Source organism: Cellulomonas palmilytica, from assembly GCF_021590045.1.
Taxonomy (GTDB): domain Bacteria; phylum Actinomycetota; class Actinomycetes; order Actinomycetales; family Cellulomonadaceae; genus Cellulomonas; species Cellulomonas palmilytica.
In genome coordinates this window covers 3714200-3735960 of the sequence record NZ_CP062221.1, presented here as the reverse complement: position 1 = coordinate 3735960, position 21761 = coordinate 3714200, and the positions used below count along the sequence as shown (strand labels likewise).

Below are 21761 nucleotides of genomic sequence, written 5' to 3'. Positions count from 1 at the left end.
AGACACGACGCCCGGCCGCTCCCGGACCCGACGGACGGGCCGCGCCCGCCCTCCCGCACGAGGGTGGCCGCGGCCCGTCCACGTCCCGGCGTGGCGCTTCCGCCGCGAGGGGTACCCCTTGTTGGATGGTCGGATGTTCGTGCACCTGCGCGCCTCGGGCGTGAGCCTGCTGCTGGCCTCGTCCGACGACCGCCTGCCGCACGTCCTGCACTGGGGCCGGGACCTGGGCGAAGGGCTCGGTGACGACGAGCTCGCCGACCTCGAGCGCGCCTGGCGGCCGCCGCGCGCGGGGGCGCAGGTCGACGCGCCGGTGCCCGTGTCGGTCCTGCCCGGGCAGGCGGAGGCGTGGCTCGGGACGCCCGGGATCGCGGGGCACCGCGACGGGCTCGCGTGGTCGCCGTCGTTCGTCGTGCGCTCGTCGTCGGTGGGCCCCTCGTCGGACGACCCGTCGGACGGCCCGCCGGGCGCACATGGCGGGACCGTGCGGGTGCTCGCGTCCGACGAGACCGCGGGGCTGGACCTCGAGCTCGTCGTCGAGCTCACGCCGCAGGGCGTGGTCCGCACGCGCGCCACGCTCACCAACGCGGGAGACGGCCCCTACACGCTCGACGCGCTGCAGCCCGCGCTCCCGGTCCCCGCGCACGCGAGCGAGATCGTCGACCTCGCGGGCCGCTGGGCCAAGGAACGCACGCCGCAGCGGCACGCGTTCACCGTCGGGACGCACGTGCGCGAGGGGCGGCGCGGCCGCACGGGAGCCGACGCGACGCTCGTCCTGGTCGCCGCCGAGCCGGGCACCGGGTTCCGGCGCGGCGAGGCGTGGGGCGTGCACGTCGCGTGGTCCGGCAACCACCGCACGCAGGCCGAGCTCGTGCCCGACGGCACGCGCCTGCTGGGCGGCGGCGAGCTCCTGCTCCCCGGCGAGGTCCGGCTCGCGCCGGGGGAGTCGTACGCGTCGCCGTGGCTGTACGGCACGTACGGCGACGGGCTCGACGCGCTCGCGGGCCGGTTCCACGCGCTGCTGCGTGCCCGCCCGCACCACCCGCGCACGCCGCGACCCGTGACGCTCAACGTCTGGGAGGCCGTGTACTTCGACCACTCGCCGGCGCGGCTGACCGAGCTCGCGGACCTCGCGGCCGCGGTGGGCGTGGAGCGGTTCGTCGTCGACGACGGGTGGTTCCGCGGCCGGCGCGACGACACCGCGGGCCTCGGCGACTGGTTCGTCGACGAGGCGGTGTGGCCCGACGGCCTGCGTCCGCTCGCCGACCACGTGCACGCCCTCGGGATGCAGCTCGGGCTGTGGTTCGAGCCGGAGATGGTCAACCCCGACTCGGACCTCGCGCGCGCCCACCCGGACTGGGTCCTGCAGGTGCCGGGGCGCACGCCGCCGCTCGCGCGCCACCAGCAGGTGCTCGACGTGGCCCGGCCCGAGGTCGCGGCCTACCTGCGCGAACGCGTCGTGAGCCTGGTGCGCGAGCTGGGCGTCGACTACGTGAAGTGGGACCACAACCGCGACCTCGTGGAGGCGGGCGGGGCGGGCGGTGCGGCGGGCGTTCACGCACAGACCGTCGCGGTGTACGCGCTTCTCGACGCGATCCGCGCCGACTGCCCGGGCCTCGAGATCGAGTCCTGCTCGTCCGGCGGCGCCCGGGTGGACCTCGCGATCCTCGAGCGCACGGACCGCGTGTGGGGATCGGACTGCATCGACGCCCACGAGCGGCACGAGATCCAGCGCTGGACCGCGCAGCTCCTGCCGCCCGAGCTGGTCGGCTCGCACGTCGGCGCGGCCAGGGCCCACACCACCGGACGCGTGCTCGACCTGTCGTTCCGCGCGTCGACCGCGCTGCTCGGGTCGTTCGGCGTCGAGTGGGACCTCGCCGCGGCGTCCGACGACGAGCGCGCCGAGCTCGCCGCGTGGATCGCGCTGTACAAGTCGGAGCGCGGCCTGCTGCACACGGGCGTCGTGGTGCGCGACGACGTGCCCGCCGCCGGCCTGTGGCTGCACGGCGTGGTCGCGCCCGATCGCGGGCGGGCGCTGTACGCGCTCGTCCAGCGCGAACGCCCCGCGACGTGGCCACCCGGCCACGTGCGGCTGCCCGGCCTCGACCCGGACGCGCTCTACGAGGTCGCGCCGCACGGCCCGTACACGCCCGGCGCCTGGGACCGCCCTGCGTGGTGGTCCGCGCCGGTCCGCGTGCCGGGCCGCGTCCTGACGACGGTCGGCATCCAGGCCCCGGCCCTCGAGGTCGACCACGCGGCCCTCCTGACCACCGCCCGCCTCCCCACCCCCTGACCCACCCACCCACCCACCCCTGCGCCGACTGCGCACGTTCCCTCGCGAGTGCGTACGCAGAACGCACGCGGTCGCGCACCAGCGTGCGCACTCGGCGTGGGGGGAGCGCGCGGGAGGGGGAGGGTGCGGGAGGGGGAGGGCGCGGGAGGGGGAGGGCAGTCAGCTGGTCGGCACGCCGTTGGGCCGGCCAGCTGACATCAGGCGCGCGTCAGCGGGTCGCTTCCAGACGCGCGAGCTCGGCGGCGACGTCGAACGACGCCTCGGGCCAGCCCAGGTCGAGGTCGAGCAGCGCACGCAGCAGCAGCGCGCTCACCGCGAGCCGGGCGTACCACTTGTGGTCCGCGGGCACCACGTGCCAGGGCGCGACGTCGTACGACGAGCGGGCGAGCACGTCGTCGTACGCGGCCTCGTACGCGGGGCGCTGCAACCGCACGTCCACGTCGTGCGGCGCGTACTTCCAGTACTTGTCGGGGCGCTCGAGCCGCTCGTGCAGGCGGTTGTACTGCTCGTCGCGCGAGACCCACAGGACGGCCTTGACGACCGTCGTGCCGTTCGCGACGAGCTCTCGCTCGAACGCCTCGATGTCGGCGAACCGCCGGTCGAGCTCGGCCGCGTCCGCCGTGCCGGACGCGTGCGGGACCAGGACGTCCTCGTAGTGCGAGCGGTCGAACAGCCCGATGCGCCCGGCGGGCGGCAGGGCGTTGCGGACGCGCCACAGGAAGTGGTGCTCGAGCTCCTCGGGTGTCGGGCGGCCGAACCCCTTGAGGGCGACGCCCTGCGGGTCGACGAGCCCGAGCACGTGCCGCGCGATGCCGCCCTTTCCCGCGGTGTCGAGGCCCTGCAGCACGACGAGCACCGAGCGCGTCCCGCCCGTGCGGCCGTGCGCGAACAGGCGTTCCTGCAGCTCGGACATCCGGCCGCCGATGGCCTCGAGGGTCGCCTGACCCTCCTTCTTGCCCTGGCTGTACTCGGGCGTCGAGGCCGCGTCGAGCTGGGTGATCGACCGGCCCGGCACGGCGCGCAGCGCGTCGGCCACACGGTCGAGGCGCTGACGTACCTCGTCGTCCGACGGCCGCTTGGCCACGGGCACCGCCTCTCGTCGTCGAGCGATGGACGCGCGGGTCGTGCTGCGCGGTCAGCCGGATGCTATCGGCGCACGACCCACGGCGCGAGGGCTCCTCAGGGTCGGGCCGCGAACCGCTCGAGCAGGTCGGCGTGGCCCGAGACGATGATGATGTCGTTCTGCGAGATGCGCGTCTCGGGCGTCGCGTACACGAACTCCATGCCCGGCGACTTCACGCCCACCACGGTCACGCCGTACCGCTCGCGGATCTTGGACTGCGCGAGCGTGAAGCCCTGCGTCTCCTTCGGCGGGCGCATCTTGACGACCGTGAAGCCGTCCTCGACCTCGATGTAGTCGAGCAGCTTGCCGGACACGAGGTGTGCGACGCGCGAGCCCGCGTCGGCCTCGGGCAGCACCACGTGGTGCGCGCCGATGCGCTGCAGGATGCGCGCGTGCTCGTTCGAGATCGCCTTGGCCCAGATCTGCGGGATGCCGATGTCGACGAGGTTGCCCGTGATGAGCACGGACGCCTCGAGGTACGAGCCGACCCCGACGACCGCCACCGGGAAGTCGCGCGCACCGAGCTGCTCGAGCGCCTCGGGGTTGGTGGCGTCGGCCTCGACGAGCGCGATGCGCCCGGCCCACTGCGCGACGAGGTCGGGGGAGCGCTCGACCGCGAGCACGTCCTGCCCGAGCCGGTCGAGCGTCGCGGCGATCGCGGACCCGAACCGGCCGAGCCCGATGACGAGCACGCCGGAGTCCTTCTTGGGCGTGCGCGGGGCGCCCTGCGTGCCGCGCGCGTCGCGCATGGTCTCAGCCAATGATCGGCCTCTCTTCCGGCAGCCGGATCACCCGACGACGGTTGCGCAGCGCGAGCGCGGCCGCAAGCGTCATCGTGCCGGTCCGGCCGATGAACATCAGGACGGTGAGCACGTACTTCGCGCCGTCGGGCAGGTCCGGCGTGATGCCGGTGGACAGCCCGCACGTCGCGAACGCGGAGATGACCTCGAACAGCACGACGTCGAGACGCAGGTCCGTCATCGCGAGCAGCAGCAGCGACGAGATGAGCACGAACGTCGCGGAGATGAGCGCGACCGCGATCGCGACCTGCAGCGCGTCGCGCGGGATGCGCCGGCCGTACGCCTCGACGTCCCGGTCGCCGCGCGCCTCGGCGACGATCGCGAGGAGCATGACGGCGAGCGTCGTGACCTTGATGCCGCCCGCGGTGGACGCGGAGCCGCCGCCGACGAACATGAGGGCGTCCATGAGCAGCCACGTCGACTCGTGCATCTGCCCCACGTCGACGGTCGAGAACCCCGCCGACCGCGGCATGACGCCCGCGAACAACGACGCGAGCGCGGTCCCGGACGCGTCGATCGGCTCGAACGTGCCGGGGTTGGTCCACTCGAACCCGGCGACGAGCACCGAGCCCGCGACGACGAGCGCGAGGCTCGTGGTGATCGTCAGCTTCGCGTGCAGGCTCCAGCGGCGCGGCTCGCGCAGGTGCTGCGCGACGTTGAGGATCACGGGGAACCCGAGCGACCCGATGAACACCCCGACGATGATCGGCAGCAGTACCCACCAGTCGGAGACGAACGGCGCGAGCCCCTCGGGCGTCGGCACGAACCCCGCGTTGTTGAACGCGGAGACGCCGTAGAACACCGCGTGCCACGACGCGGTGCCCCACGACTCGTCGTACATGTGGAACCGCGGCAGGAGCACGATCGCGATCGCGAGCTCGAGGATCGTCGAGGTCACGATGACGGTCCGCACGAGCGAGCCGACCTCGCCGAGCCGCGTGAACTTCGTCTCCGACGAGACGAGCAGACGCTGCGTGAGGCCGATGCGGCGCGAGACCGCCATGCCCAGCAGCGACGCGAGCGTCATGACGCCCAGGCCACCGACCTTGATCGCGACGAGGATGACGACGAGCCCCCACGTCGACCAGTACTCACCGGTCGGGACGACGACGAGCCCGGTCACGGTGCTCGCGGACGCGGCCGTGAACAGCGCGTCGACGAACGGCGCGCGGTGCCCGGAGGCGGTCGCCCACGGCGCGGACAGCAGCACCGTGACGAGCGCGATGACCGCGGCGAACACGCCGAGCGCGAGGCGCGCGGGCGACTGGCGCGCGGACCGGTCGACGAGCTCGCGCGCGCGCCACGCGACGCCGGGGCCGCTGCGCGCCATCCCACCTCCCGAACCTCGCTCCGACCAGCGTGCATCGCACACTCTGGCACGTCGCGGGCACGCGGGCCGCGCGCCGCCCGCGACGCGCCCCGCGCTCGTCGGCCGGTGCTCGGCACGGCGTTCGACAGCGGGCCGGTTCGGTGTTTGGGTGTGAGCATGACGCCGCGGCCTCGCGTGGAGTGGGCGCCCGAGATGCTCCGCTACGACTTCGGCACGGGACATCCCATGTCGCCCGCGCGGCTCGCCCTCACGATCGACCTCGCCGCCGAGCTCGGCGTGCTGGAGCACGTCGACGTGGTGGCCGCGCAGGTCGCGCCCGACGAGCTGCTCATGACGGTGCACGAGGCCGAGTACGTCGCCGCGGTGCGGCGCGCGGCGGACGAGGGCGTGCGCGACGAGCGCCGCGGCCTGGGCACGCGCGACGACCCGATCTTCCCGGGCATGCACGACGCGTCGGCGCGTGCGGTGCAGGGCACGGTCGACGGCGCGCTCGCGGTGTGGCGCGGCGAGACGGACCACGCGGTGAACATCGCGGGCGGTCTGCACCACGCGATGCCGGGTGCGGCGTCGGGGTTCTGCGTCTACAACGACGTGGCGGTCGCGATCCGTGCGCTGCTCGACGCGGGTGCGGCGCGGGTCGCCTACGTCGACGTGGACGCGCACCACGGCGACGGCGTGCAGGCGGTGTTCTGGGACGACCCGCGGGTCCTGACGGTCTCGGTGCACGAGTCGGGGCGAACCCTGTTCCCCGGCTCGGGGCACGCGCACGAGACGGGCGGTCGGCACGCCGAGGGCTCGGCGGTGAACCTGCCGCTGCCGGCGGGGACGTCCGACGCCGGCTGGCTGCGCGCGTTCGACGCGGTGGTGCCCGCGGTGGTGCACGCGTTCCGGCCCGACGTGCTCGTCACGCAGCACGGGTGCGACACGCACCGCATGGACCCGCTGAGCAACCTGCGCGTGACGGTCGACGCGCAGCGGCTCGTGGCGCAGCGGCTGCACGACCTGGCGCACGAGGTCGCGCGCGGCCGGTGGCTCGCGCTCGGCGGCGGTGGGTACGCGGTCGTGGACGTCGTGCCGCGCGCGTGGGCGCACCTGATCGCGGTCGCGGCGCACCACGCGCTCGACCCGGACCAGGTGGTCCCGCAGGCGTGGCGGGAGCGCGTCGCGCAGGACTTCGGGCGCGAGGGGCCGGTGTCGATGTCCGACGGCGCGGTGCCCGCGTTCCGCACCTGGGAGTCGGGGTTCGACCCCGCCGACGAGGTGGACCGCGCGATCCGCGCGACGCGTGCGGAGGCGTTCCCGCCCCTGGGCCTGGACGTCCACCACGACTGACCCTGGCACTCGCCGAGGGGCGTCCTGGTCGCCGGTGCTCCCGCTGGTCACACGCCCGGCGGGTGCTCGGAGGGACCGCCCTCACCCGGTCGTGCCAGGAGGGACCGGACAGAGCGGTCGTCACACGCGTCACCCCTTTCACTCCTGTCCCAGGCGCCACTAAGGTTGGCGCAGCCCGTCGACGACGGGTCACAGGGCCGGGCGCGAGAGCGACCGGGGGACGGGTGTCGCGAGGCGCCCCAGGAGGACGATCCGCACCGATGAGCGACCAGCCGGGCCGCGTGCGCTACCTGACCGTCGTGGAGGTCGCGGACGTCATGCGCGTCTCCAAGATGACGGTCTACCGCCTGCTCCACTCCGGCGAGCTGCCGGGCGTGCGCGTGGGGCGGTCGTTCCGCGTCCCGCAGGACGCGCTCGACGCCTACTTGCGCTCGTCGATGTCGAGCATCGCGCCCGAGCAGGACACCGAGCGCCGCTCGTCCTGACCGTTGCGCCCAGTCCTGCCCGAGTGGTCCCGGCGGGTGCGTCGGGGACCGCTGACCGGCACGTCGCGGGCACCGGTCCTCATCGCGTAAGGTAGGCCCTCGGACTTTCCTTGTGCGGACGGCCGTGCGCGAGCGCGGCCGTGGGCCCTGACCGGGCGACCGCGCGTCGATCGACCAGCACAGGTCCGCTGCCGCGGGCCCCACCGGAAGCGAGAGTGGACCCATGGGCTCCGTCATCAAGAAGCGCCGCAAGCGGATGGCCAAGAAGAAGCACCGCAAGCTGCTGCGCAAGACGCGTCACCAGCGTCGCAACAAGAAGTGACCACGCGCTGCTCAGGCAGCGTGTGAGACGAGGGCTCGGCCGGACGGCCGGGCCCTCGCCGTCTTCCCGGGCCCGACGGGCGCGGGGCGCGCGTCAGAGCGCGCGCTCGAGGACGTAGTCGTCCTCGATGCGGGAGCCCACGCGGAAGTGCTTCGTGCCGACCCGCAGGAACCCGTGGCGCCGGTAGAACCGCTGCGCACGCTCGTTGAGCTGGTTGACGCCCAGCCAGCAGCCGACCGCGTGGCGGCCGCGCGCGTCGTCGAGCGTGGCCGTGATGAGCGCGTCGGCCACGCCGCGGCCGTGGTGCTCCGGGTGCACGTAGCACTTGGACAGCTCGGCGGTCGGCCACAGGGACAGCGCGGCGCGCACGTCGGAGTCGGCCGGCATGCCGGCGACGAGCATCGTGTAGCCCTCGAGCACGCCGGTCCCGTCCTGCGCGACGAGCAGCGTGCGCGTGCCGTCCGCGAGGTAGCCCTCGAACGCGGTCGGTGACAGCACCGTCTCGACGAATGCGCGCTGGTCGTCGGGCGTCGAGCCCGGCGGGCAGGCCAGCGGGAACGTCAGCGCGGCCAGCTCGGCGAGGGCGGGGACGTCGTCGGGCCGAGCGCGGCGAACGGTTGTCACGGGGCAAACCCTAGGGCTCCGCGGAGTGCTCGCAGGAGGCCGGGAGAGGGGCTGGCACCCAGACCGACGACCGTCGGCCCGGGTCTGCCGCGTGTTCATCTGATGTCCGTCGGCGGCTCTCGTCCGCGCGCGGGCCGTCAGCCCCCGGCGTGTCGCGTGAGCCCGCGCCGCGCCGCCCGGGCCGAGACCGCGGTCGCCCACACCGCGCCCGCGACGGTCGCCGCGCGCGCCCCGCGCGTGAGCGAGCGCCGCGCGGGCCGGAAGTCGCGCACGGGCCAGCCCTGGCGGGCCGCGTGCCGGCGCAGGCGGCGGTCCGGGTTGATCGCGCACGGGTGGCCGACCGTGCCGAGCAGCGGCAGGTCGTTGGTCGAGTCGCCGTACGCGGCCGAGCGCGACAGGTCGATCCCGGAGCGCTCCGCGAGAGCCCGCACCGCGCGTGCCTTCGCCTCGCCGTGCAGCATGTCGCCGACGAGCCGGCCCGTGTAGAAGCCGTCGTGCTCCTCGGCGACGGTCCCGAGCGCCCCCGTCGTGCCCAGGCGCCGCGCGAGCAGGCCGGCGATCTCCATGGGGGACGCGGTGACGAACCAGACCTCGTCGCCGGCCGCGACGTGCGCGTCGATCAGCGCTCGCGTGCCGGGGTAGAGGCGCAGGTGCAGCACCTGGTCGTACACGTCCTCGGCGATCGCGGTGACCTCGGCGACCGAGTGGCCGCGCATGATCGCGAGCGCCTCGCCGCGCAGCCGGTCGATCTGCCGGCGGTTCTCGCCGACGAGCCGGTAGCGCAGCTGGTGGCCCGCGAACCGCAGCAGGTCCCACGGCCGGAAGAACCCGCGGCGGTACAGGCCGACCGCGAGGTGGAACGCGCTCGCGCCCCGCACCACGGTGTTGTCGACGTCGAAGAACGCGGCCGCGCGGCCGCCCGGGGCGCCGTCGACCGTGGCACGGTCGTCGTTCTGCTCCGGCATCCGGTCACTGTAGTCAGCCCCGCCGTGGACGCGCCGCACGTACCGCCCGGACCGCCGACGCGCGGGTCCTTCGCGGACTAGGGTCGGGCACGTGCACGACGACGAGCCGACGACCACCGCCCGCGTGGTCCTGTACTCCCGCGCGGGGTGCCACCTGTGCGCCGACGCGCGCGCGATCGTCGCGGCGGAGGCCGCGCTCGCGGGCACGACGTGGCGTGAGGTCGACGTCGACCGGGACGACGAGCCCGGTCGGGACCTGTCGCAGTACGGAGACCTCGTGCCGGTGGTCGAGGTCGACGGTGTGCGGCAGGGGTACTGGCGCATCGAGTCGGCGCGGCTGCGGCGCGCGCTGGCCGCGCGCTGAGCCGGGGGAACCGTGCGCAGCACACCCGACTCACCGGACCGAGCGGAGCTGCCGGACGCCACGGTCGCCCGGCTGCCCGGGTACCTGCACGCGCTGGAGTCGGTGCGCGGCTCGCGCGTCGTGACGTCCGAGGAGCTCGCCGGGGCGGCGGGCGTCTCGCCGGCGCAGCTGCGCAAGGACCTGTCGTTCCTCGGCTCGTACGGGCGGCGGGGCGTGGGGTACGACGTCGCGCACCTCGAGCGGCAGCTCGGCGAGGTGCTGGGCGTGCAGTCGCGGCGGCGGGTGGTGATCGTCGGGATCGGGTACCTGGGCCACGCGCTCGCGAGCTACGGCGGCTTCGCCGATCGCGGGTTCGAGGTCGCGGCACTCGTCGACGCGGACCCCGACGTGGTCGGGACGACGGTCGCGGGGCTCGTCGTCGAGCCCGCGGACGCGATCGGTGACGTGGTGCGACGGACGAAGGCGTCCGTCGGGGTCATCGCGGTGCCCGCGGCGCACGCGCAGCCGGTGTGCGACGCGCTCGTCGGCGCGGGCGTGACGGCGCTGCTGACGTTCGCGCCGCGTGCGCTGCACGTGCCCGAGCGCGTGACGGTGCGCCAGGTGGACGTCGCGAGCGAGCTGCAGATCCTCGCGTTCCACGACGCGCGTCGCCGCGGCCGCTGACGCGCGGGGACGGGCTGCTGGGACGGGCTGCTGGGACGCCGCGGGCGGGCCCGGCGTGGTGCCGGACCCGCCCGCGGGTCTCGCGGCGGCGCCAGGGGGTGCGCTGCCGCGGGGACGGGCGCCGCAGGGGCGCCCTGGCTCAGGCCTGCTTGATGGCCGAGACGTCGAGCGTGATGGTGACCTTGTCGGAGACGAGGACGCCGCCGGCCTCGAGCGCGGCGTTCCAGGTCAGGCCGAAGTCCTTGCGGGAGATCGTCACCGACGCCTCGAACCCGGCGCGCGTGTTGCCGAACGGGTCGACCGCCACGCCGTTGAACTCGGTCGCGAGCTCGACCGGCTGGGTCTCGCCGTGGATCGTGAGGTCGCCGGCGATGACGAACGCGTCGCCCTCGGGGCGGATCGCGGTCGAGGTGAAGGACCACTCGCCGAACTTCTCCACGTCGAAGAAGTCGCCGCTCTTGAGGTGGCCGTCGCGGTTCGCGTCGCCAGTGGAGACCGTGGCGGGGTCGAGCGTGGCGGTGACGGAGGTCGAGGCGAGGTCCTCGCCGACCGTGATGGCGCCGCCGGTGACCGCGACGGTGCCGCGGACCTTGGAGATGCCCGCGTGCCGGACGCTGAACGCCGCCTCGGTGTGCGAGGGGTCGATGGCCCAGGTGCCCGTGGTGAGGCCGGCGGGGAGGGTGGTGGTGGTCGTGGCGCTCATGGTGGTTCTCCCTGAGAGGTCGGGTGGTGCGCGGGATGGTCCGGGGCAGTCGGTCGAGTTGATTGTTGAACTCTCAACTGCTGCTAGTTCAAAGTTGTACTACAGTGAGGGCACGAGCGCAAGACCCGACCAGGGACTCGTCGTGCCGCGCGGTGACTGGGACACTCGTCCGGCACCCGGAGACCCGCACGACGAGCACGCACCGCCGAGACCGGCGCCGCACGAGAGGTGAGACACGTGGCCACGACCGCACCGACGCCGTCCGCACCCTCGACCCCGGCACCGGTCGAGGACGAGGTGCGCTGGCTGACCGCCGACGAACAGCTGAGCTGGCGCTCGTACCGCAACGGCGTCGCCATGCTCAACGACGTGCTCGCGCACGAGCTCGAGGCGGAGACCGGCCTGTCGATCCACGAGTACGAGGTGCTCGTGCGCCTCTCCGAGGCGCCCGAGCGGACCATGCGCATGTCCGAGATCGCGACCGGCCTCGCGCACTCGCGCAGCCGCCTCACGCACACCATCCGCCGCATGGAGGAGCAGGGGCTCGTCGAGCGGCGCCCGTGCGTCCACGACGCGCGCGGCGTCAACTGCACCATGACGGAGCAGGGCTGGCAGCGCCTCGTCGGCGCCGCGCCGAGCCACGTGCGGTCGGTGCGCGCGCACCTCGTCGACGTGCTCACGCCCGAGCAGTTCCGCACGCTCGGCCAGGCCATGGGCATCATCGGCGAGCACCTGTCCGGTGGCGCGTCTCACCCCGCCTGAGCCCGGACCCGGGCCCGAGCACACGGCTGCGTGAGGGACACTGACTCCCATGGTCGCGACCACCGTCCACCTGATGCGCCACGGCGAGGTGCACAACCCCGACGGCGTGCTCTACGGGCGCCTGCCGGGGTACCGCCTGTCCGAGCGGGGCCGCGCGATGGCACGGATCGTCGCCGCGCACCTGTCCGGGCGTGAGTACGAGGGCCAGTGGCTGAGCGAGCTCGGGCACGAAGACGCCGCGGCCGACGCCGTCGTCGCGAGCAGCACGCTCGCGCAGGCCGCGGGCGCCGTGCCGCTCGCCGGTCCGCGCCGCGACGTCGTCGCCGTGATCGCCTCGCCGCTGGAGCGCGCGCAGGAGACCGCCGCGCCCATCGCCGCCGCGTTCGGGCTGGAGGTCGGCACCGACGCGCGCCTCATCGAGGCGGACAACCACTTCCAGGGCAGGACGTTCGGTGTCGGCGACGGGTCGCTGCGTCACCCCGAGCACTGGCCGTACCTGCGCAACCCGTTCCGCCCGTCGTGGGGCGAGCCGTACCGCGAGCAGGTCGACCGCATGCTCGCGGCCGTCGACGCCGCGCGGGACGTCGCGCGCGGTCACGAGGTCGTGCTCGTCTCGCACCAGCTGCCCGTGTGGGTCACGCGCCTCGCGCTCGAGAAGCGCCGCCTGTGGCACGACCCGCGCCGCCGGCAGTGCTCGCTCGCGTCGCTCACGAGCCTCAACTACGAGGACGACTCGCTCGTCTCCATCACGTACACCGAGCCCGCCGCCGCGCTGCTGCCCGGCGCCGCGACCGTGGCAGGTGCGTGACGTGACGTCCCTCGCCGGGGCCCGGGCGGCCCGACGCGATCCGGCGCGCGGTCGGCTGCGCGGCCGTCGCGCCGCGGCCGGCGCCGCGTTCGCGCTGCTCGTCGGCGTGCTCGCCGCGTGCGGGCCCGCGCAGCAGCAGACCGGCGACACCACCGACGACGGCTACGTCTCGGGCGACGGCTCGACGAAGACGTGGGCCGCGGGCGACCGCAAGGGCCCCGTGGAGCTCGCCGGCACGGACTACGAGGGCACCGAGCAGGACGTCGCCTCGTGGCGGGGTGACGTCGTCGTGCTCAACACCTGGTACGCCGCGTGCCCGCCGTGCCGCGCCGAGGCCCCCGACCTCGTCGCGTTCGCGACCGACTACGCCGACGCCGGCGTGCGCGTCCTCGGGCTGAACTCGACCGACGAGGCCGGCGCCGCGCAGGCGTTCCAGCGCACGTTCGAGGTGCCGTACCCGAGCCTCGAGGACACCAGCGGGCAGGCCGTGCTCGCGCTGCAGGGCGTCGTCCCGCTGAACGCCGTCCCGACGACCGTCGTGCTCGACCGCGAGGGCAAGGTCGCCGCGCGCGTCGTCGGGCTGCTCGACGCCTCGACGCTGCGCACCGTCGTCGACGACCTGCTCGCCGAGCCGGTGCCGTCGTGACCCTCGCCGTCCTCGCGCAACCCGAGGTGCTCGCCGCGGGCAGCTCGTTCGGGCAGACCGCCGCGAGCGGGTCGCTGCTGCTGGCCGTGCCCGTGGCCGTCGTCGCCGGGGTCGTCGCGTTCGCGTCGCCGTGCGTGCTGCCGCTCGTGCCCGGCTACCTCGCCTACCTGGGCGGCATGACGGGTGCGACGAGCACGCGGCCGGGCACCGCCGTCGCCGGGGGTGTCGTGCGCGGGGTCGCGCCCGGGCAGCCGGTCGTCGGGGCCGACGAGGACGCGCCCGCGCGGCGTGACCCGGCGCGCGCCCGCGTGCTCGCCGGGGTCGGCCTGTTCGTCGCCGGGTTCTCGCTCGTGTTCGTCGTGTTCGGCGTGCTGGCCGGGACGCTCGGCGCGGCGCTCGTCCAGTGGTCCGACGTGCTGTCGCGCGTGCTGGGCGTCGTCGTGGTCCTCATGGGCCTGGCGTTCCTCGGGCTCGTGCCGTTCCTGCAGTACGAGAAGCGCCTGCACCTCGCGCCGCGTGCCGGGCTGTGGGGTGCGCCGCTGCTGGGTGTCACGTTCGGGCTCGGCTGGACGCCGTGCATCGGCCCGACGCTCGCCGCGATCTACAGCCTGTCGCTCGACCAGGCGTCCGCGGGGCGCGGCGCGCTGCTCGCGGTCGCGTTCTGCGTGGGGCTCGGGCTGCCGTTCCTGCTGGTCGCGCTCGGCGTCGAGCGCTCCGCGCGGGCGCTGTCCTTCCTGCGCCGGCACCGGCTCGCGATCATGCGGGTCGGCGGCGGCCTGCTCGTCGTGCTCGGCCTCGCGCTCGTCACGGGCGTGTGGGACACGTGGGCGCAGTGGCTGCAGGGCGTGTTCGCCGACGACTTCGTGCCGGTGGTGTGACGTGGCGACCTACCGCCCCGAGGGCCTCGAGGACACGTTCGACGCGACGCGCGTCGCGGGCTCGTCGGCCGCCGACGGCTCGTCGGACGCGCCCGACGCACCCCCGCAGCTCCCGCGCCTCGGGCTCACCGGCTGGGCGCGCTGGGCGTGGCGCCAGCTCACGAGCATGCGCGTCGCGCTGCTGCTGCTCATGCTGCTGGCCGTGGCGGCCGTGCCCGGCACGCTGTTCCCGCAGCGCGCGCAGGACGTCTCCGAGGTCGCGCAGTACATCGCGGACCACCCGGGCAGCGGGCCGTGGCTCGACCGGCTCGGGTTCTTCGACGTGTACTCCTCCGTCTGGTTCTCCGCGATCTACCTCATGCTGTTCATCTCGCTCGTCGGGTGCATCCTGCCGCGCACGCGCGCGCACCTCGGCGCTCTGCGCGGCCGCCCGCCGCGCACCCCGCGCCGCCTCACGCGGTTCCCCGCGCAGGCGGGCGGCGAGGTCGACGCGACGCCCGAGGACGTCGCGCGGCGCGCGGCGAGCGCGATGCGCCGCGGCCCGTGGTGGGCGCCGTTCGCGCGGTCCTACCGCGTGGACGTGCACGACGAGGGCGGCGGCACCTGGTCCGCCGCGGGGGAGCGCGGCTACCTGCGCGAGACCGGCAACCTCGTGTTCCACCTCGCGCTCGTCGGGCTGCTCGTGTCGATCGCCGCGGGCCAGATGCTGCACTACCGCGGCCAGGCGATCGTCGTGCAGGGCCGCGGCATGGCGAACTCCGTCAAGGAGTACGACACGTTCGAGAAGGGCACCGCGTTCGGCGAGGACAGCCTCGAGCCGTTCACGCTGCGCCTCGACGACTTCACCGCGCGGTTCGACGAGCAGACCCTCGAGCCCCGGGACTTCGCCGCGTTCGTCACCGTGACCGACCCGGACGGCACCGAGTCCGCGCAGACCATCAAGGTCAACCACCCGCTCGAGCGCTCCGGCGCCAAGATCTACCTGCAGGGCAACGGCTACGCGCCGCAGCTCACGGTGCACGACGCCGCGGGCGAGGTCGCGTTCTCCGGCCCGGTGCCGTTCCTCCCGCAGGACGAGGTCTACACCTCGCGCGGCGTGGTCAAGGTGCCCGACGTCTCGGGCGACCAGCAGCAGATCGGCCTCGTCGGCTACCTCCTGCCCACCGCCGTCGAGGTCACCGAGGGGTTGTTCCAGTCCGCCCACCCGGCTCCGGACGCGCCGCTGCTCGTCCTGTCCGTGTGGTCCGGCAACCTCGGGCTCGACACGGGCGTGCCGCAGAACGTCTACGAGCTCGACGAGTCGCGCATGGAGCAGGCCGTCGACGCCGAGGACAAGCCGGTGACGCTGTACCTGCGGCCGGGCGAGACCGTCGAGCTGCCCGACGGGCTGGGGAGCGTGTCGTTCGACTCGCTCACCCGCTACGTCGCGCTCGACCTGCGCCACGACCCCGCCCTGACCTGGGTGCTCGTGTTCGCGCTCGCCGCGTTCGCGGGTCTCGCCGCCTCCCTGTTCGCGCCGCGTCGGCGGCTGTGGGTGCGCGCGGTGCCGGGCGCAGTGCCGGGCGCAGTGCCGGGCCAGGGGCCGGGCGAGGGGCCGGGCCGTACAGTGGTGAGCGCCGCGGGCCTCGCGCGCGGCGACGACGTCGGCCTCCAGCCCGAGCTCGAACGCGTGCTCGCGGACGCGCTGGCGGACCTCGACGGGACGACGTGGGCCGGGGCCTCGACGGGCTCGTCGGGACCCGCACGGCCGACGACCTCGGCGACGACTGACGTGACCGACGCGACCGACGCGTCGACGGACGGGAGTGACCATGCAGGCCGGTGACCTGAGCACGCTTCTGGTGTGGGCGGCGGCGACCGCGTTCCTCGTCGCGCTCGTCGCCTACACCGTCGACCTGGCGCGCCTCGCGGACAACGCGCAGCGCCGCCCGGCCGACGAGGAGGCACCGGTCCCCGCGGCCGTGGGCGCGGGCGGCACGACGACGACCCTGGCGCCCCGCCGCGGCGGCACCGACTCCGCGATCGCCGGCACCGCGTCCGACGCCGCCCCGGGCCGCTCCCCGCGCGCCGAGGGCATCGCGCGCTCCACCACGTACCTCGGCATCGCGCTGCTGTTCGCCGCGATCGTGCTGCGCGGCATCGCCGCCGGCCGCTGGCCCACGGCCAACATGTACGAGTTCACGCTCGTCGGCGTGCTCGTCGCGACCACCGTGCTGGCCGTCGTGCAGCGCCGCCGCGTCATCGCGTTCCTCGGCGTCGTCGTCATGGGCATCGCCACCACGGCGCTCGTCGTCGCGATCGAGAGCTTCTACGTGCGCGCCGACGAGGTGCGCCCCGCGCTGCAGAACTACTGGCTGGTCCTGCACGTCGGCGTCGCGATCATCGCGACCGGCATCTTCACCGTGGCGTTCGCCGCCGCCGTCCTGCAGGTCATGCGCTACGGCCGCGAGACCGACCGCACGCACCTCGGCCACTCCTGGAAGCGCGCGGACGGCGTCCGCCAGGCGTTCTCCGGCCTCGCGGTGACCGGCCCGCGCTTCCGCTGGCTCGAGCAGGTCCCCGACTCCCGCCGCCTCGAGGCCCTGTCCTTCCGTCTCAACGCCATCGCGTTCGTGCTGTGGACCCTCACGCTCATCGGCGGTGCCGTGTGGGCCGAGGACGCCTGGGGTCGGTACTGGAACTGGGACCCCAAGGAGGTCGGCACGTTCGTCGCGTGGGTCGTGTACGCCGCGTACCTGCACGCCCGCACCACGCGCGGCTGGAGCGGACGCAAGGCCGCGTACTTCGTCTTCGCGGGCTACGCGTGCGTGATCGCCAACTTCACGGTCGTCAACCTGGCGATCAAGGGCCTCCACTCCTACGCCTTCTGACCCCGCCCGACCGGCCCGCCCGGTCGCGTATCCGCCGCGAGGTCGCGACTTCCTCGGTAGATCGCGCAGTCGTCTGCGCGATCTACCGAGAGACGCGCGACTTCACGCGGGATGCGCGACCTCACGCCGGTGCGGAGGGCGGTGGTGCGCCGCCGGCGCGCCAGGCCGCGACGGCTGCCGTCACCTCGGCGCCGAGCGTCCTGGTGAGGTCGCGGGAGCGGTAGGGGGAGGTCGACGCCGCCGCCAGCGGGGCGGAGTCCTGGATGTCGGCTGCGAGACGGATCACCGCTGTGCGGCCGTCGCGGTCGTAGGCCGCGCGTTCGTCGTCGGTGAGGGCGACCAGCAGCGTGGCGCTGGCCGGGCCGTGGCTGACGTGGACGTCGAGCAGCAGCGAGCCGTCGGACTCGAGCAGGAACCAGGACCACTGCTCGTGGTCGAGCACCCTCATCGGGCTGCGCAGGGCACGCCGCCCGGGGTCAAGCGGTGGGGCCGGGCTGGTCGTGGGGCTCGTCGTCGGGGTTGCGGGCCTCGCGGCGACGGCGCTCCTGCTCGAGACGCCAGAGGAACTCGGGGTCGTCGTCCGGGGCGACGGGGGCCGCGGGGCCGGCGGCGGCCTGCGCGCGGTAGGTGGTGCGCTGGCCGCGGCGGGTGCGGCTGACGGCGAGCCAGACGACGCCGCCGATGATGGGGAACAGCACGACGAGCAGCACCCACAGCGCGGGGTGGACGCCGAGGCGCTCGTCGTCGTCGCTGCGGACGATGTCGATCACGCAGTAGACGACGAACCCGATGAGCAGCAACGTCCCGAGATAGCGCACGTCCCCAGGCTAGTCGGTGGCGCGCGCCACAGGGGCGGGCGCGGGGACGACGACCGCGCGACGCCTACGCTGGGACCGTGCCCGTCCTCGTCTACACGCTCCTGCGCCTGGCCCTGTTCGCGATCATGACCGCGGTGTTCTGGGCCGTCGGCATGCGCTCCTGGCTCGCGCCGCTCGCGGGTCTGCTGGTCGCGTGGGCACTGGGGTACGTGCTGCTCGGCAGGCAGCGACGCGCGGCGGCGGCGTGGGTCGAGCAGCGCGCCGAGCAGCGCGGGCAGCGGCGCTCGACGGCCGCCGACGAGGACGCGCGGCTGGAGGACGCGGCCGACGACGCCGCCCGCGCGAACCGCCCCGCCGACGAGGCCTGAGCCCGCGGGACGCCGGACCCGGCGGGCAACCCGTCAGACCGCGAGGCCCACGCCGAGCAGGATGCCGAACGCGAGCTCGAGCAGTCCCGTGCCGGCGAGCACGGGGACGAGCGCGCGGCCGCGCGCGCCGAGGAGCACGGTGACCGCGAGCAGGCCGGCGGGGAACAGCAGGATCGAGACGACCAGCGCCCACGGCGAGGCGAACGCGCACACGATGCCGAGCAGCACGGGCACGACGACGAGCGCGGCGTACGCCCAGCGCGCGCGGCGGTCGCCGAGCCGCACCGCGAGCGTGCGCTTGCCGGAGACCGCGTCGGTCGGGATGTCGCGGATGTTGTTGACCATGAGCAGCGCGCACGCGAGCAGCCCGATCGCGACGGCGCCGACCCACGCGACCCAGGACAGCCGCCCGGCCTGCGTGTAGGTGGTGCCGAGCACGGCGACGAGCCCGAAGAACACGAACACGCCGACCTCGCCGAGCCCGCGGTACCCGTACGGGTTGCGGCCGCCGGTGTAGCCCCACGCGGCGAGGATGCACAGGACGCCGACGCCGATGAGCCACCACGCGCCCGCGGCGATCGCGAGCCACAGTCCCAGCGCGGCGGCGACGCCGAACGCCGTGAACGCCGCGTTGCGCACCGCCGACGGCCGCGCGGCGCCGGATGCGGTGAGCCGCATGGGGCCGACGCGCTCGAGGTCGGTGCCGCGGATGCCGTCGGAGTAGTCGTTGGCGTAGTTCACGCCGACCTGCAGCGCGAGCGCGACGCCGAGCGCGAGCGCGGCGCGCCCGAGGTGCGACGCGTCGAGCTGTGCGGCCGCGCCGGTGCCGACGAGCACGGGGGCTGCGGCGGCGGGCAGCGTGCGGGGGCGCGCGCCGGCGACCCATTCCTGCGGTGTGGTCACGCGGGGCTCCCAGGGGTGGTGGTCGGTCCCGCGTCCGGCGCGGGGGAGGACAGGTTCTCGACGACGAGCGCGGCGGCGGCGCGGCGGTCGGGCTTGCCGGGGCCGCGCAGCGGCAGGGCGTCGACGACGACGAGGTGGCGCGGGGCGTGCGCGGCGTCGAGCGCGTCGGCGACGTGGGCGCGCACGTCCGCGAGCGCGGGTGGGCCGGCGGGGTCCGCGGCGACGACGAGCGCGGCGACGGCCTGCCCCCACGTCTCGTCGGGGACACCGACGACGAGCGCCTCGGCGACGCCCGGGACGCGGGCGAGCGCGGCCTCCACGGCGGCGGGGGCCACGTTCACGCCACCGGTCACGACGACGTCGTCGGCCCGCCCGAGGACGGTGAGCACGCCGTCGTCGAGCCGACCGAGGTCGTGGGTGCGCAGCCAGCGGCGGCCGTCGACCGTGACGAACGGGTCGAGGTCCGGGCGGCCGAGGTAGCCGACGGTGAGGACGTCCCCGCCGAGCAGGATCCGGCCGGACCCGTCCAGCCGGACGTCGACGCCGTCGAGCGGCACGCCGTCGTAGACGCACCCGCCGCACGTCTCGGTCATGCCGTACGTGGTCACGACGCGTAGTCCCGCGGCGCTGGCGCGCTCCAGGAGGGGAGCGGGCGCGGCGGCCCCGCCCAGGAGGATCGCGTCGAACGCGCGCGCGGCGTCGGTCGCGGCCTCGTCGTCGAGGACCCGGACGAGCTGCGTGGGGACCAGCGAGGTGTACAGCGGCGCGCCGGCGGGGGTGCCGACGCGCAGCCGGGCGACCGCGTCGGCGAAGCCGGGGCCCGTGAACGGCGTGCCGAGCGCGACGACCGGCCGCGTCCCGGCGAGCACCGAGCGCACCAGGACCTGCAGCCCCGCGACGTGCTCGACGGGCAGCACCAGCAGCCACCGCCCGGGCCCCGCGAGGCGATTCGTGGTCGCCAGCCCCGACGCGCGTAGGGCGGCGGCGGTCAGCAGGGCGGTGCGCGGCTCACCGGTCGAGCCGGACGTCGCCACGGCGAGCGCCACGTCGTCGTCGACCTCGACCTCGAGCTCGACCTCGACCTCCGCCGAGGACGGCCCGACGACGGCGGCGGGCGACGGCGTCACCCGCACGGCCGGACCCGTGCCGTCGAGCGCGGGACCCAGCGCGTCGAGCAGGTCCTCGGCGCGCGGCGGTACGTCACGCAGCGGCCGGCTCACGGTCCCAGAGTAGGTCGCCACGCGGCGCGCGGATGCACGTCCCGCGCGTGGTCCGTGGCACCCTGGACCCGCTACGACCCCAGGGGAGAGACCACATGACGCCCACGTCCCACCGTCGCGCGCGCACCCGCCTGCGCGCCCTCGGCCTGATCGGCGCGTTCGCGCTCACGCTCACCGCGGCGTGCAGCTCGGGCACTCCCGAGACGCCCGAGCCGGTGACGGCGGCCCCCGTGATCACCCCGGACAAGCAGCCCGTGCCGACGCCGTCGCTGCCCGCGACGTGGCCGCTCACGGGCGAGCCGGCCGGTGACGACCTGGTCGAGCGTCCGTCGCTCGCGGTCAAGGTCGAGAACACCTCGGCGGCGCGCCCGCAGTCGGGCCTGGAGCAGGCGGACGTCGTGTGGGAGACGATCGTCGAGTTCCAGGTCTCGCGGTTCATCGCGGTGTACCACTCGCAGGTCCCCGAGACGGTCGGCCCGATCCGCTCCGTGCGACCGATGGACCCGCTGGTCCTCGCGCCGACGAAGGGTCTGCTCGCGTTCTCCGGCGGGCAGGGCGGCATCGTCGCGATGGCGAAGCAGTCCGGCCTGCAGATCCTGTCGAACGACGAGGGCGTCAAGGGCATGTACCGGTCGAGCGACCGGGCCGCGCCGCACAACGTGTACGGCGACATGAAGACGCTGTGGGCGCAGGCGAACGACGCGCACCAGGCCTCGCCGGGTGAGCAGTTCCTGTTCGCTCGGACGGCCGAGGAGTCCGCGGCCGTCGCCGGCGGCACCCCCGCGACGAAGCTCTCGTTCCGCTTGTCGAGCGCGTCCAACCCGTCGTGGGCGTGGGACGACGCGACGGGCACGTGGCTGCGCTCGGAGGGCTCGTCGCCCGCGACCGCGCGCAGCGGCACGCGCCTGTCCGCGGTGAACGTCGTCTCCGTCGTCGCGAACCACCCGAACACGAGCTTCCCCGCCCAGGGCGGTGCGCGCGTGCCGACGTACGACCTGGTCGGCCAGGGCGAGGGCACCATCGCCACGGGCGGCAAGACGATCGCCGTGACGTGGAAGAAGGACGCGCAGGACGCGCCCCTGCGCCTGTTCCTCCCCGACGGCTCGGACGCCCTGCTCGCCCCGGGGAACACCTGGGTCGAGCTCGTCCCGCTGGGCTCGGGGTCGCTCACGACGAGCTGAGCCTCCACCCTGCGTCGGCCGGGCCGTCCACCTGCGGGTGGAGGTCCGGCCGTCGTGCACCCGCCCCCGGGCGGTCCGCTCGCGCAGCAGGACGAGCCCGGCGGCCGACGCGCCGCCTGACCTGTGGCGACGAGCCTGGTGGCATGACCACAGAACCTCTCACCGACGCCGTCGAGCACGACATCGCGGCCGTGGGTGCCGTCGTCACCGCGGGCGTCGTCCTGCTCGCGTTCGTCGTCGGCGCCGCGTTCGTCGTCGCGCAGCTCGTCGACCTCGTGTCCTGGTTCGCCGTCGACTGACGGCGGA

25 protein-coding genes are annotated in these 21761 nt (G+C 74.8%); 15 read left to right on the top strand and 10 right to left on the bottom strand.

Going from position 1 to position 21761, the window contains the following annotated elements; genetic code table 11:
- Positions 1–133 precede the first annotated feature (133 nt).
- Positions 134–2290, top strand: coding sequence for an alpha-galactosidase (locus F1D97_RS16945; RefSeq protein WP_236121641.1), 2157 nt, complete (start codon positions 134–136; stop codon positions 2288–2290).
- A 208-nt stretch (positions 2291–2498) separates the two neighbouring features.
- Here the strand turns inward: F1D97_RS16945 and F1D97_RS16940 are convergent, their stop codons facing one another.
- The 3 genes from F1D97_RS16940 to F1D97_RS16930 form a co-directional block, all read right to left on the bottom strand.
- Complete coding sequence (locus F1D97_RS16940; protein ID WP_236121640.1) at positions 2499–3374, bottom strand: PPK2 family polyphosphate kinase; 876 nt, start codon at positions 3372–3374, stop codon at positions 2499–2501.
- A gap of 95 nt (positions 3375–3469) precedes the next feature.
- A complete protein-coding gene (locus F1D97_RS16935; protein ID WP_236121639.1) occupies positions 3470–4162 on the bottom strand; it encodes a potassium channel family protein in 693 nt (230 codons plus the stop codon).
- Between the two features lie 4 nt (positions 4163–4166).
- Positions 4167–5543: a TrkH family potassium uptake protein gene (locus F1D97_RS16930; RefSeq protein ID WP_236121638.1), complete on the bottom strand. Its 1377-nt coding sequence runs from the start codon at positions 5541–5543 to the stop codon at positions 4167–4169.
- 156 nt (positions 5544–5699) lie between these two features.
- Between F1D97_RS16930 and F1D97_RS16925 the strand changes: the two genes are divergently transcribed.
- The 3 genes from F1D97_RS16925 (at position 5700) to F1D97_RS16915 (ending at position 7682) form a co-directional block, all read left to right on the top strand.
- Positions 5700–6875, top strand: a complete 1176-nt coding sequence (locus F1D97_RS16925) for an acetoin utilization protein AcuC (RefSeq protein WP_236121637.1) — start codon at positions 5700–5702, stop codon at positions 6873–6875.
- 260 nt (positions 6876–7135) lie between these two features.
- Entirely contained in the window at positions 7136–7360 is a 225-nt protein-coding gene (locus F1D97_RS16920) for a helix-turn-helix domain-containing protein (RefSeq protein WP_236121636.1), read from the top strand.
- 223 nt (positions 7361–7583) lie between these two features.
- Entirely contained in the window at positions 7584–7682 is a 99-nt protein-coding gene (locus F1D97_RS16915; RefSeq protein WP_003792170.1) for a 30S ribosomal protein bS22, read from the top strand.
- A gap of 93 nt (positions 7683–7775) precedes the next feature.
- Here F1D97_RS16915 and F1D97_RS16910 read toward each other — a convergent pair whose 3' ends face one another.
- Entirely contained in the window at positions 7776–8306 is a 531-nt protein-coding gene (locus F1D97_RS16910; RefSeq protein ID WP_236121635.1) for a GNAT family N-acetyltransferase, read from the bottom strand.
- Between the two features lie 137 nt (positions 8307–8443).
- Positions 8444–9271 carry an HAD family hydrolase gene (locus F1D97_RS16905; protein WP_236121634.1) on the bottom strand — a complete coding sequence of 276 codons (828 nt, stop codon included), beginning with the start codon at positions 9269–9271 and terminating at the stop codon, positions 8444–8446.
- 91 nt (positions 9272–9362) lie between these two features.
- Here F1D97_RS16905 and F1D97_RS16900 point away from each other — a divergent pair, with 91 nt between their 5' ends.
- Positions 9363–9635 carry a glutaredoxin family protein gene (locus F1D97_RS16900; protein WP_236121633.1) on the top strand — a complete coding sequence of 91 codons (273 nt, stop codon included), beginning with the start codon at positions 9363–9365 and terminating at the stop codon, positions 9633–9635.
- Between the two features lie 12 nt (positions 9636–9647).
- Entirely contained in the window at positions 9648–10298 is a 651-nt protein-coding gene (locus F1D97_RS16895) for a redox-sensing transcriptional repressor Rex (protein ID WP_236121632.1), read from the top strand.
- 139 nt (positions 10299–10437) lie between these two features.
- On the opposite strand, the gene F1D97_RS16890 is transcribed toward F1D97_RS16895, so the two are convergent.
- Positions 10438–11001, bottom strand: coding sequence for a YceI family protein (locus F1D97_RS16890; RefSeq protein ID WP_236121631.1), 564 nt, complete (start codon positions 10999–11001; stop codon positions 10438–10440).
- A gap of 237 nt (positions 11002–11238) precedes the next feature.
- On the opposite strand from F1D97_RS16890, the gene F1D97_RS16885 reads away from it, so the two are divergent.
- From F1D97_RS16885 to ccsB, 6 genes are read left to right on the top strand one after another with little or no spacing between them, the layout of a single operon-like run.
- Complete coding sequence (locus F1D97_RS16885; RefSeq protein ID WP_236121630.1) at positions 11239–11763, top strand: MarR family winged helix-turn-helix transcriptional regulator; 525 nt, start codon at positions 11239–11241, stop codon at positions 11761–11763.
- Positions 11764–11812: 49 nt separating this feature from the next.
- Complete coding sequence (locus tag F1D97_RS16880; RefSeq protein WP_236121629.1) at positions 11813–12571, top strand: histidine phosphatase family protein; 759 nt, start codon at positions 11813–11815, stop codon at positions 12569–12571.
- 1 nt (position 12572) lies between these two features.
- Positions 12573–13217, top strand: a complete 645-nt coding sequence (locus F1D97_RS16875) for a TlpA family protein disulfide reductase (RefSeq protein ID WP_396022540.1) — start codon at positions 12573–12575, stop codon at positions 13215–13217.
- Entirely contained in the window at positions 13214–14095 is an 882-nt protein-coding gene (locus F1D97_RS16870; protein ID WP_317618905.1) for a cytochrome c biogenesis CcdA family protein, read from the top strand. The genes F1D97_RS16875 and F1D97_RS16870 overlap by 4 nt, the downstream gene beginning before the upstream one ends.
- Position 14096: 1 nt before the next feature.
- Positions 14097–15920, top strand: a complete 1824-nt coding sequence (gene resB, locus F1D97_RS16865) for a cytochrome c biogenesis protein ResB (protein ID WP_236121628.1) — start codon at positions 14097–14099, stop codon at positions 15918–15920.
- A complete protein-coding gene (gene ccsB / locus F1D97_RS16860) occupies positions 15907–16965 on the top strand; it encodes a c-type cytochrome biogenesis protein CcsB (protein WP_236121627.1) in 1059 nt (352 codons plus the stop codon). Before resB ends, ccsB begins: the two co-directional genes overlap by 14 nt.
- Positions 16966–17086: 121 nt before the next feature.
- Here the strand turns inward: ccsB and F1D97_RS16855 are convergent, their stop codons facing one another.
- Positions 17087–17413: a hypothetical protein gene (locus tag F1D97_RS16855; protein WP_236121626.1), complete on the bottom strand. Its 327-nt coding sequence runs from the start codon at positions 17411–17413 to the stop codon at positions 17087–17089.
- Between the two features lie 28 nt (positions 17414–17441).
- The gene (locus F1D97_RS16850) at positions 17442–17783 is read right to left on the bottom strand and encodes a PLD nuclease N-terminal domain-containing protein (RefSeq protein WP_236121625.1); all 342 of its coding nucleotides are present in this window, start codon (positions 17781–17783) and stop codon (positions 17442–17444) included.
- A gap of 77 nt (positions 17784–17860) precedes the next feature.
- On the opposite strand from F1D97_RS16850, the gene F1D97_RS16845 reads away from it, so the two are divergent.
- A complete protein-coding gene (locus F1D97_RS16845; RefSeq protein WP_236121624.1) occupies positions 17861–18151 on the top strand; it encodes a DUF4229 domain-containing protein in 291 nt (96 codons plus the stop codon).
- Between the two features lie 33 nt (positions 18152–18184).
- On the opposite strand, the gene F1D97_RS16840 is transcribed toward F1D97_RS16845, so the two are convergent.
- A complete protein-coding gene (locus F1D97_RS16840; RefSeq protein WP_236121623.1) occupies positions 18185–19054 on the bottom strand; it encodes a 1,4-dihydroxy-2-naphthoate polyprenyltransferase in 870 nt (289 codons plus the stop codon).
- On the bottom strand, positions 19051–20274 hold the full coding sequence (gene menE, locus F1D97_RS16835) for an o-succinylbenzoate--CoA ligase (protein WP_236121622.1): 1224 nt from the start codon (positions 20272–20274) through the stop codon (positions 19051–19053). The genes F1D97_RS16840 and menE overlap by 4 nt, the downstream gene beginning before the upstream one ends.
- A gap of 95 nt (positions 20275–20369) precedes the next feature.
- Between menE and F1D97_RS16830 the strand changes: the two genes are divergently transcribed.
- Positions 20370–21455: a DUF3048 domain-containing protein gene (locus F1D97_RS16830; RefSeq protein ID WP_236121621.1), complete on the top strand. Its 1086-nt coding sequence runs from the start codon at positions 20370–20372 to the stop codon at positions 21453–21455.
- A 143-nt stretch (positions 21456–21598) separates the two neighbouring features.
- Positions 21599–21754, top strand: a complete 156-nt coding sequence (locus F1D97_RS16825; RefSeq protein ID WP_236121620.1) for a hypothetical protein — start codon at positions 21599–21601, stop codon at positions 21752–21754.
- The last annotated feature ends 7 nt before the right edge of the window (positions 21755–21761 follow it).

Bases quoted from the DNA above. Each gene is read 5' to 3' on its own strand.
- F1D97_RS16905 (WP_236121634.1), bottom strand. From the start codon at position 9,271: ATGCCGGAGCAGAACGACGACCGTGCCACGGTCGACGGCGCCCCGGGC.
- F1D97_RS16825 (WP_236121620.1), top strand. From the start codon at position 21,599: ATGACCACAGAACCTCTCACCGACGCCGTCGAGCACGACATCGCGGCC.
- F1D97_RS16935 (WP_236121639.1), bottom strand. From the start codon at position 4,162: ATGCGCGACGCGCGCGGCACGCAGGGCGCCCCGCGCACGCCCAAGAAG.
- ccsB (WP_236121627.1), top strand. From the start codon at position 15,907: ATGCAGGCCGGTGACCTGAGCACGCTTCTGGTGTGGGCGGCGGCGACC.
- F1D97_RS16855 (WP_236121626.1), bottom strand. From the start codon at position 17,413: ATGAGGGTGCTCGACCACGAGCAGTGGTCCTGGTTCCTGCTCGAGTCC.
- F1D97_RS16920 (WP_236121636.1), top strand. From the start codon at position 7,136: ATGAGCGACCAGCCGGGCCGCGTGCGCTACCTGACCGTCGTGGAGGTC.
- F1D97_RS16915 (WP_003792170.1), top strand. From the start codon at position 7,584: ATGGGCTCCGTCATCAAGAAGCGCCGCAAGCGGATGGCCAAGAAGAAG.
- F1D97_RS16830 (WP_236121621.1), top strand. From the start codon at position 20,370: ATGACGCCCACGTCCCACCGTCGCGCGCGCACCCGCCTGCGCGCCCTC.
- F1D97_RS16930 (WP_236121638.1), bottom strand. From the start codon at position 5,543: ATGGCGCGCAGCGGCCCCGGCGTCGCGTGGCGCGCGCGCGAGCTCGTC.
- F1D97_RS16880 (WP_236121629.1), top strand. From the start codon at position 11,813: ATGGTCGCGACCACCGTCCACCTGATGCGCCACGGCGAGGTGCACAAC.
- F1D97_RS16890 (WP_236121631.1), bottom strand. From the start codon at position 11,001: ATGAGCGCCACGACCACCACCACCCTCCCCGCCGGCCTCACCACGGGC.
- F1D97_RS16945 (WP_236121641.1), top strand. From the start codon at position 134: ATGTTCGTGCACCTGCGCGCCTCGGGCGTGAGCCTGCTGCTGGCCTCG.
- F1D97_RS16925 (WP_236121637.1), top strand. From the start codon at position 5,700: ATGACGCCGCGGCCTCGCGTGGAGTGGGCGCCCGAGATGCTCCGCTAC.